The following is a 10,001-nucleotide window of genomic DNA, read 5'->3' on the forward strand; positions in this document are numbered from 1 at the left end:
ATTCGGCTTCCGCCTGCGCATCGCCGAATGCGGCGAGGCGCACCCTCTCGCCCAGCGCCGCGGTAGGGGTCAAGGGTTTGTCCAAGAAGTAGCGGTCGTCCCCGTTCTGCCGGATGAGCTGGCCGGCGGCGCGAAGGATGCGGGCGGTCGAGCGATAGTTTACGGTGAGGTTGATGGTTCGGTGGCCGGGAAATTTCTCGTCAAATTTTTTGAAGCTGGCGAAGGAGGCCCCGCGGAAGCGATAGATCGCCTGATCGTCGTCGCCCACCGCCACAATGTTTTTTCGTTCCCCGGCGAGCAGGGAAAGCAGCTCAATTTGCGCGATATTGGTATCCTGAAATTCATCCACCAGAAGGTAGTGCAACTTCTGTTGCCAGTGATGGCGCACCGCTTCGTTGGTTTCGAGCAGGTTCACCGCCCGCATGAGCAACCCACCAAACGTCCGCGCCCTTTTCGCGCCGAGCAGGCGTTCGGCTGCCGCATAGACCCGCGCCTCTTCTTCGATCCGCCTGACCTCTTGTTCGCCCTCCCGGCGGGTCGAGGGGTCGAGCAACATCTTCTCTGCATCAAACCGCGCGCGCCGGGCGGTGGCGTAAGCGGCGTAATCTTCCGGTGTCACCAACTCGTCCTGGCAGCGGGAGAAGAAGTCCATGAAGTCAGAGAGAAACTTGCCCGGCTCAGAAAGTTTCTTATAGTAGTCGAGTCCGAGCAGGGAGAGGTTTTTGCGCAGCAAAATCCAGTAGTCAATGTCCTCGATGACCGCCTGCTCTCCTTCATGAGCTTCGAGCAAGGCGAGGCAGAAGGCGTGAAAGGTGGAAATCTGGAGCGAGCGGCCTCGCTCGCCCAGCGCCCGGACAACGCGCTGCTTCATCTCAATGGCCGCCTTGGTGGTGAAGGTGACGGCCAGGATATTTTCGCCGCTCAGGTGCGGATGCGTTTCGAGAAGATAGCGGATGCGCTCGGTGATGACCCGTGTCTTGCCGGTGCCGGCGCCGGCCACCACCAGCAGCGGCCCCTCACCGTGCGTCACCGCGGCCAGTTGCGCCGGATTGAGTTCAAGCGGTTGACTCAATTTCGGTTTCTCCGCCTTTAAAATATACACCTTGCCCTGAGCGTGTGGCTGGGCTTTTCCGGAGCCACCTTGACTTGCCCGGTGCTCAACCTATAATCGAAGCAGAGCTATTTTGCGAGGTGCACGATGGAAGCACCAGTCATTCTTTCCGCGGTTCGCACGGCCATCGGCAAGTTTCAAGGCGCACTTTCGCCGCTCCCGGCGACAGAACTGGGAGCGCGGGTGGTGAAGGAGGCCGTCCAGCGAGCCGGCATTGCGCCCGAACAGGTGGACGAAGTGATCATGGGGAACGTGGTGCCCGCCGGGCTTGGTCAGAACCCGGCCCGGCAGGCGGCCATTCGGGCGGGCCTCCCGGCCAAGGTGGCGGCCATGACCATCAACAAAGTCTGCGGTTCCGGCCTGAAAGCGGTGGGGTTGGCGGCACAGGCGATTCAAACCGGCGAATGGGAAATCGTTGTCGCCGGCGGCATGGAGTCCATGTCGAACTGTCCCTACTTGCTCCCCAAAGCCCGCGAGGGTTATCGGCTCGGCCACGGCGAAATTCTCGACTCGATGATCCAAGATGGGTTGTGGGACGCCTACGAAAACATTCACATGGGCATGACGGGCGAATTCGTCGCCGAAAAGTACCGAATCAGCCGCGAGGAGCAAGACGAGTTTGCCGTCAACAGCCATCGCAAAGCGCTGGCGGCGATCAAAGCCTGCCGCTTTGAAGCGCAGATCCTCCCCGTCGAAGTTCCGCAGAGGAAAGGCGAGCCGGTTGTCTTCAAGACGGACGAAGGTCCGCGCGAGGATGCTTCCGTGGAAACCCTGCGCAAGTTGAAGCCGGCTTTCAAGAAGGACGGCACCGTCACGGCCGGGAACGCGCCGGGGGTGAACGACGGCGCGGCGGCTCTGGTGGTGACGAGCGAGCGGCTTGCGGCAAAACTGGGCAAGCAGCCGATGGCCCACATTGTTGCCCAAGCGGTCAGCGGCATCGAGCCCAAGTGGGTGATGATGGCGCCGGTGGAAGCGGTGGAGAAGCTGCTCCAGAAAACCGGCTGGGACCGCGATGGGGTGGACCTTTACGAAATCAATGAGGCTTTTTCCGTGCAAGCGCTGGCCGTCATACGGCAGTTGCGGCTCAATGCGGACAAGGTCAACGTGAACGGCGGCGCGGTCGCGCTGGGTCACCCCATTGGCGCCTCGGGGGCGCGCATCCTGGTGACGCTGCTCTATGAAATGATGGCGCGCAAAGCCCGCCGCGGTGTTGCCGCGCTCTGCCTGGGCGGGGGAAACGCCGTGGCGCTTGCCGTGGAGCGCTGAGGCGATTGGCAGCCTCCCGGCCCGAGTGCAGGGAGCCTTAGGCCAGGCGGTCCGACCTTTAGCTCTGAAGTAGGGAGCAACAGAAGACATACGGGTTTGCGCCCTCGAGCTACCGGCCTGCAGGGAAAGCTGCCACGCACCTAGCCTGATCTCGACAGGTGGCGGATGTTTTGTCCCATATGCAAGGCAGAATACCGCGAAGGTTTCACCCACTGTCCCGACTGTGATGCTGACCTCGTGTCTTTCCTTCCTCGCGAAGCTCGAGAGAGGGATGCTTCCAAGGACGATTCGGCCCAATCGGCCGTCGTCGTATGGCAGGGGACCGATCCACTGCTGGCCGATCATATCCTCGAGGTATTGGATGAAGAGGGGGTGGAATCGTACAGCGAGCAGCTACTGTCGAATGCCGTGCCCGTCCCGTACGGCCGGGACGACTACGCCATCTGGGTCCATGGGAAGGAGGAAGCCCGCGCCCGTGACTTGATTCGTGACTACCTGAGATCGGTCGAAGAAGAGGATAGGGAAGAGAGCGCCCCATCTCGAGAAAGCGAGGAGGGCTCGTGAACCTGGCCGAAATCGAAAAGGTGGCTGTTTTGGGCGCGGGAACGATGGGCAACGGGATTGCCCACGTTTTCGCAAAGTATGGATGGGAAGTTGTCCTCCGGGACATGGAGCAGTCCTTTCTCAACCGCGCCATGGATACGATCTCGAAGAACCTCGACCGCGAAATCAGCAAGGGCAAGGTGAAGGCGGAGGAGAGGGCTCCGATCCTCAGCCGGATTCACCCGACCGTTGCTCTTGAGAGTTTGGCCGGCGTTCAATTCGTCGTGGAAGCCGTGCCGGAGAACTTCGATCTGAAAGCCCGGGTCTGGAAGGAGGCGGAACGAGTTTGCCCTCCCCAGGCCATCTTTGCAAGCAACACTTCCTCCATCTCCATCACCAAATTGGCTGCCCAGACCAACCGTCCGGATCGGTTCGTGGGGATGCATTTCATGAACCCGGTGCCGGTCATGGTTTTGGTCGAGGTCATCCGCGGGATGGCCACCAGCGAGGAGACGGTCGCGCTCACCATGGAATTGGTCAAGAAACTGGAGAAGACCCCCGTGGCAGTAAACGATTTTCCCGGTTTTGTCTCCAATCGCGTCCTGATGCCGATGATCAATGAAGCGGTCTATTGCGTGATGGAAGGCGTCGGCACAGCCGAGGCAATCGACCAGGTGATGAAGCTCGGCATGAATTATCCCATGGGCCCGCTGACGCTGGCCGATTTCATCGGCCTGGATGTCTGCCTGGATATCATGGAAGTGCTCCACCGGGGTTTGGGCGATTCGAAGTATCGGCCCTGCCCGCTTCTGCGCAAGATGGTGGACACAGGCTGGCTGGGCCGGAAGTCCGGCCGAGGGTTCTACACATATGCGTAGCGTAGGGGCGCAAGGCCTTGCGCCCCTACATGCACTCAGGAGACGCGGCCATGGCAACCACCGATTGGGTCTGGACAATTAACTTTGTCCTGGTGGTCTGGGCGGTTCTTCTGGTGGTTACCGATCACCAGTTGAACCTGCGGCGCAAGGCGCTGTGGTGCGTGGCCCTGGTGGTTTTGCAGGTTTTTGCCGTTTTGGCTCTGGTTGTATGCCGGTGGCTGAGGTGGCACCATCGCCATTCACACGCCTGAGGGGCCGGCAAGATGACAAGGTATTTCACCGCGCATTTCACCGCAATATGGCTGGACTGCTTGCCATTCTTTCGGTAATGGGCTTTCTCAATGCCGGCTATTTTGTGCTGGCATACTATGGCCGCGTTGGGCCGATGCCGGGAATCCCGAACTTCTGCCGTCGCAGCGAAGAGAATCTTTGTCTTACCGTCCTCAGGACACCGTACGCCCGCGTCTTTGGTCCCCCGAACGCCGCGTTGGGTGTCTTCTTCTATTTGGCGAACGCCTGCGTGGCAGTCCTGTGGTCGCTCGGGAGTCTCCCGCGCTGGCTCTGGCAGGCCGATCTTGCCGTCAGCGGCTCTACCTTGCTCTTCGGCGTTTACCTTATCTGGGCGCTCTTGAAGCTCCGCATGCCCTGCCCGCTCTGTTATTTGGGCCATGCCACTAACCTCGCTATTTTCATAATCTTGCTGGCGGGCAGGGGAAGGGTTTGAAAGGTAAGCCCGGCTGTGCTATTTTGTAAATAGCCGGTGGGGGCGAGATTCGCTACGGGGGGTTGCGCCAATCGGCTTGACGGTTTCCGGGAAGAGTTGACCGCGAGAATTTTCTCTCCGCAGGCGCGTGCCGATCCAACCCGAGCGGTATGGTTTCGAACAGGTGGGGAACTGTTAAGGATTGACGGCCTGAGAGTCAAATCCTTCTCCAAGCTCTGTTGGCAGCCCAGGCCGGTCGGAGCAGGAACGGCACCGGGATTCTCCAGGCAAAGATAGGGCTTTCCGATATAGAATGTGTTTGCGCCGCGCCGTTCACAGCAAGCCGTGGCAGCGCAGCGCGAGGAGAGACCATGACCATGGCGGATGAGAAGACAAAGGCGATTGACCTCGCCCTAACCCAAATTGAAAAGCAATTTGGCAAGGGCTCCATCATGCGGCTGGGCAGCAAGGACATCCTGGTGCCGGTGAGCGTGATCCCGACCGGGTCGCTGGCGCTGGACGCGGCGATGGGCGTGGGCGGGATGCCGCGCGGGCGAGTGATTGAGATTTTCGGGCCGGAGGCGAGCGGCAAGACCACCCTGGCGCTCCACGTCATTGCCGAAGCGCAAAAGCAAGGCGGCATGGCCGCGTTCATTGACGCTGAACATGCGCTCGACCCGAAGTACTCGCGGGCGCTGGGCGTGGACGTGGACAACCTGCTCGTTTCCCAGCCGGACTATGGCGAGCAGGCGTTGGAAATTACTGAGACGCTGATTCGTTCCGGCGGAGTGGACGTGGTGGTAATTGACTCGGTGGCGGCGCTGGTGCCGCGAGCCGAGCTGGAAGGCGACATGGGAGACGCCCAGATGGGACTTCAGGCGCGGCTCATGTCCCAGGCATTGCGCAAGCTTGCGGGCATCGTTTCCAAGTCCAAGACTTGCCTGGTCTTCATCAACCAGATGCGGGAAAAGATCGGCGTCATGTTCGGCAACCCCGAAACCACCACCGGCGGCCGGGCGCTGAAATTCTACTCGACCATGCGCGTGGACATTCGCAAGATCGCCTCCATCAAAGAGGGTGAACGGTTCATCGGCAACCGCACGCGGGCCAAGGTGGTGAAGAACAAGGTGGCGGCGCCTTTCCGCGAAGCGGAGTTCGACATCCTTTACGGTGAAGGCATTTCCCGCGAGGGCGACCTCCTCGACGTCAGCGTCGAGAAGGGAATCATCGAGAAAAGCGGTTCGTGGTTTTCCTTTGCCGGCGAGCGCATCGGCCAAGGGCGCGAAAATGCCCGCCTCTTCCTGAAAGAGAATCCGGACATCCGGGAAAAGCTGGAAACCCAGGCGCGCAAGGCCCTCGGCCTTGTCGTCCGGCCGGCCAACTCCCCTGCTCCGGCTGCTTCGGAGACAGCCAAAGCGAAATCAGCGCGCGGGTAGGCTTGCGCGCCTGGTTCTATGGCGGGAAGGGCGCGGTTCTCCAGGCCGCCTGCGCCCAAAAGAGCAAGGGTACCGTTCGGCGATTTTCAATTTTTTCTTGCCTCCTTGATGACGGTCTCTTAGAATTAGATCGCTTTCCCTACCCTTCTCCCCTGACTAAAAAAGGAGCAGAGAATTGTCTTCTTTGCGAAAGAAAATTTTGGCGCTTCTCTTGATCGCTCTGGTGGTTCCCTTTGCGCCGGCCTGGGCGGGGAAGCACACGGGTTTGCAAAAGTCCACGGTGGGGGCGAAGGCCAAGAAAAAGGGGCGAGGGCGATGGGTTGTGCCGACCTACGCCAACCCGACCGAAGGCGATGTGGCGGAAAGGGATGACCCGCGGGTGAGGCGCGCCGCCATTGACGCGCTTGGCCGGTGGAACGGCAGCGTCGTCGCCGTGGATGCGAACACCGGGCGCATTCTAACGGTCGTCAATCAGAAGCTCGCGTTTGATTCCGGCTTTCAACCCTGCTCGACGGTCAAGTTGGCGGTGGCGTACGCGGCGCTCAAGGAAGGCGTCGTCACCCAGGAAACCATGCTGCGGATTGGCCGGCGTCACTCGATGAACTTGACGGAAGCAATGGCGCACTCGAACAACCGCTATTTTGAGATTCTCGGCCGGCAACTCGGTTTTGAAAAAATTTCGCGCTACGCGCGGCTTTTGGGATTCGGGGAACTCTCCGGCTACCAGCTTGAGCGGGAGCGCCCCGGCGCGTTTCCTTCAACCGCGCCCGCCAACGGCGGCATCGGCCGCATGGCGAGTTTTGGCGAAGGCATTCATGTCACGCCGCTCCAGCTTGCCGCGCTGGTTTCCGCTTTCGCCAACGGCGGCAACCTCTATTACTTGCAGTACCCGCCCCGCCAGGGCGCGACCGCTGAGGTGACGCCGTTTGAGCCGCGGTTGAAGCGCAAAATTGAGATCGCCGACTTGCTGCCGGCCATGCGGGAAGGGCTGCTGGGCGCGGTCCTCTACGGGACAGCCCGCTATAGCTTTGTTCCCGATGCCGAAATCCTCGGCAAGACCGGGAGCTGCTCGGCCGAAGGCGCCAAGCTTGGCTGGTTCGCCTCCTATTCCGAGCGCCCGCAGAGGCTGGCGCTGGTGGTTTTATTGCGGGGTGGGTCGCGCCGGGTCATGGGCCCCAAAGCAGCCGAGATTGCCGGCGAAATCTACCGGGAACTTCAGGCAGAAAATTATTTTGCCTCTTCCTCGAGCGGCGCGAACAGCTCGCCGGAAACGCTCGCCGAGAACGGCTCGAGCTCCGGCGCCTCTCCCTTTGCGGCCCATCCCGCTCGGCGAAACCAGTGCCGTTCCAACTAATTTGGGCTAAGTTCTTCATGGACTCAGCACGTATGACTAATTATGTCGCTCCAGCTCGCTATTGTGCTTAATTAGTTGGAACGGCACTAGCAGTGGCGGCTCGGCCAGGGTGCCCAATCCAAACCGGCCGGCCGCGTCCCGACCCCGGCCGCGTAGAGGACCGATTCCGTTACGCCGTCCAAACCCAAGTCTTTTTCCACTCGGGAGTCAGCCAAAGCCAGATTTTCAACAGCATCAACATGGTTTTAGGGCGGCGGTTGCCCGGCGTGCTTGGCGACTGTAGGACGCGAAGATTAACTGATTGGGGGAATTCGCGAAGGGCAGCGCGAGTCGGACGGTTGGAGCCTTGATACTTACAATGTTCCCCAGGGGTAAGCACAAAAAAAGAATGCCGTGTCGAAAAGTCCTGGCAGCGTTTTTTGAGCAAATGCTGTTGCCCGGGCAGCATCCAAGACCCTTTGCACCAAGTCGCTTGGGGAAGCTGAGAAATGCTCTCATTTAATAATGTGCAAGACGCTAAAGGAGTGTGCCCATCCACACTTTTTCTTGAGGCTCGTTTCTCGAGGCTGGCCATTGCGGGCCATCCTTTGCCATCCCTCTTGACTATTCGCCTTTTATTCGCCTATGATAGCCGGTGCGGTAATATCGGGCGTCGCTCGATATCAGTGCCGGCCCGGAGGCCGGCGCTACGAGACCGCTCGAAGTGGAGCAAGCCATGGCACTGACCAAGCGGCAAAAGCAGGTGCTCGACTATCTCGTGAGCTTCCTTGACCGGCACGGCTATTCGCCGAGCTTCGAAGAGATTGGCAAATCGCTCCGGCTGAATTCGCTGGCCACCGTCCACAAGCATATTTCGATCCTCGAGAAGAAGGGATTCATCCGCCGGGGCTACAACCAGAGCCGTTCCATTGAAGTCGTCGCCCTGCCGCAATCGGTCAAGCTGAGCGTGGCGCAACGCCTGACGACCGAGCTTCCCTTGATGGGTCGCATCGCCGCTGGCCGGCCGCTCGAAGCCGTTGCCCAACCGGAAACCATATCGCTGGGCGACTTCACCCGCTCGAAGAATGTCTTTGTCCTCCAGGTCAAAGGCGACTCGATGGTCGAGGACCACATCCTGGACGGCGACTATGTCCTGGTCGAGCAGAGCGAGACGGCCAACACCGGAGAAATTATTGTGGCACTGGTGGGCAACGAGGAAGCCACTCTCAAGCGCTTTTTCCGCGAACCCGCCGGGAAGATTCGCCTGCAACCGGCCAACGCCCAGATGGAGCCGATCGTTCTCCCCGGCCGGGACGTCAAGATCCAGGGTCGGGTGATCGGCATCCTCCGCAAATACTGATCCCGAAGCTTCGGGACGCCTGCCGCTTTCCGCCCAAACATAGGGACTTCGCCAAAATGATACAAGGCACCTTTCCGGCTCAAACGGCAACATCGAATTGACAAAATTCGATCCAAGTCTTAGACTCCGCAAGATTTCAGCAATTGATTTCTCCGGTCAGGTCAACGGTTCAATAAATTAGACGTGGGAGGGTTGCGATGACGCGACGACAATTGTGGGGCGTTGTTGTGTTTTTCTTGGCAGCGATTGGATTCCCATTTCCCGGGGCCGCACAAAGTCAACCGACCTATCTCTACGTATGGGCGGGGCACGACAGTCGCACACAGCCCGATGCGCTTCTGGTAGTGGACATCGTTCCCGGTTCACCAACTTACAGCAAGGTGGTTTACACGGTTCCGGTGGGTTCGGTGGGGAACGAACCGCACCACATCGGGCTCAGTCCGGACGGGGCGACGATTGTAGCCGGCGGGTTACTTTCGGGGCGGGTCTTCTTTTTCGACATCAAGGCGGATCCCGCACGGCCTCAACTGGTAAAAATCTTCAATTCGCAGTCTGTGGGTCTGGGCGTTGCCGACGAGGTCAAGCCCTTGCCGGGTCGCGGCGTGCTGGTCAGCATGATGGGAGATCATCACGCGGCTTCCCCGGGCGGCATGGTGTTATTCGATCAACAGTTGGAGCTGATTGCCAAGGGCGATTCCGATCCGCCTGACCGTGAGATCAACGTCCACGATTTTGACGTCAATCCGGCAGCCAATCTCCTGATCACCACAGACTTTGTGATTCCCCACACCTTGATCGAAGGTGCGCCCAGCATGCGCGATACGGTGCGGATCTGGGATCTAAACGCGATGCGTATTCGTCACACTCTGCGCGTCGGCCAGGGGCCTTGGATCACGAAGTTTCTGCCGGGAACCAAAAAGGCATTGGTCTCTTGCTTCGTGGACGGCACCCTCTGGCTTGTGGATGCTGGCCACAATCCTCCCCAAGCGCAGCAAGTCCTGGATTTCGATGGAGACAAGAACGATTCCATGCCCTCGATCATGGAGATCAGTGCCGATGGCCGGTGGATGTTTGAAGCGCTCTACGGCTTGAACAAGGTTGTGCAATACGATATCTCCGACCCAACCCGTCCTCAATTGGTGACAGAAGTAGTCACCGGGCAGGGACCACACTACATACGCCTGAGCCAAGACGGAAAGCTGCTGTTCGTTTCCAACTATTTCATAGAAGCCGGCAAGACCGTGCTGAAGGGCGATAACCATGTGAAGTTGATCCACATTGACGGTGATCGGATGCGTTTGGATGACGCCTTCGATGTGGATTTGAACGGCCCGAAGGCCTATGCTCCGAGCGCGCTGGCCTTGCAGGGTA

General features: G+C 59.7%; 10 protein-coding genes. 9 read left to right on the forward strand and 1 reads right to left on the reverse strand.

Annotated elements, in window-relative coordinates:
- A partial coding sequence (locus VIH17_03665; protein HEY4682330.1) for an ATP-dependent helicase occupies positions 1-1,072 on the reverse strand: 1,072 nt, incomplete at its 3' end.
- A gap of 126 nt (positions 1,073-1,198) precedes the next feature.
- Here VIH17_03665 and VIH17_03670 point away from each other — a divergent pair.
- From VIH17_03670 to VIH17_03710, 9 genes are all read left to right on the forward strand, one after another.
- A complete protein-coding gene (locus VIH17_03670) occupies positions 1,199-2,377 on the forward strand; it encodes an acetyl-CoA C-acetyltransferase (GenBank protein ID HEY4682331.1) in 1,179 nt (392 codons plus the stop codon).
- Between the two features lie 237 nt (positions 2,378-2,614).
- Positions 2,615-2,941, forward strand: a complete 327-nt coding sequence (locus VIH17_03675; protein HEY4682332.1) for a hypothetical protein — start codon at positions 2,615-2,617, stop codon at positions 2,939-2,941.
- Positions 2,938-3,798 carry a 3-hydroxybutyryl-CoA dehydrogenase gene (locus VIH17_03680; protein ID HEY4682333.1) on the forward strand — a complete coding sequence of 287 codons (861 nt, stop codon included), beginning with the start codon at positions 2,938-2,940 and terminating at the stop codon, positions 3,796-3,798. The genes VIH17_03675 and VIH17_03680 overlap by 4 nt, the downstream gene beginning before the upstream one ends.
- A 50-nt stretch (positions 3,799-3,848) precedes the next feature.
- Positions 3,849-4,049 (forward strand): hypothetical protein, encoded by a 201-nt coding sequence (locus VIH17_03685; GenBank protein ID HEY4682334.1) that lies wholly within the window; start codon positions 3,849-3,851, stop codon positions 4,047-4,049.
- Between the two features lie 47 nt (positions 4,050-4,096).
- Positions 4,097-4,522 carry a vitamin K epoxide reductase family protein gene (locus VIH17_03690; protein HEY4682335.1) on the forward strand — a complete coding sequence of 142 codons (426 nt, stop codon included), beginning with the start codon at positions 4,097-4,099 and terminating at the stop codon, positions 4,520-4,522.
- A gap of 350 nt (positions 4,523-4,872) precedes the next feature.
- Positions 4,873-5,937, forward strand: coding sequence for a recombinase RecA (gene recA, locus VIH17_03695; protein HEY4682336.1), 1,065 nt, complete (start codon positions 4,873-4,875; stop codon positions 5,935-5,937).
- Positions 5,938-6,112: 175 nt separating this feature from the next.
- Positions 6,113-7,291, forward strand: coding sequence for a penicillin-binding transpeptidase domain-containing protein (locus VIH17_03700; GenBank protein HEY4682337.1), 1,179 nt, complete (start codon positions 6,113-6,115; stop codon positions 7,289-7,291).
- Between the two features lie 715 nt (positions 7,292-8,006).
- Entirely contained in the window at positions 8,007-8,630 is a 624-nt protein-coding gene (gene lexA, locus VIH17_03705; GenBank protein ID HEY4682338.1) for a transcriptional repressor LexA, read from the forward strand.
- 197 nt (positions 8,631-8,827) lie between these two features.
- Positions 8,828-10,001, forward strand: a 1,174-nt coding sequence (locus tag VIH17_03710; protein HEY4682339.1) for a selenium-binding protein SBP56-related protein, incomplete at its 3' end; no start/stop codon positions are given.

The sequence above is a fragment of the Candidatus Acidiferrales bacterium genome (assembly GCA_036514995.1).
Taxonomy (GTDB): Bacteria; Acidobacteriota; Terriglobia; order Acidiferrales; family DATBWB01; genus DATBWB01.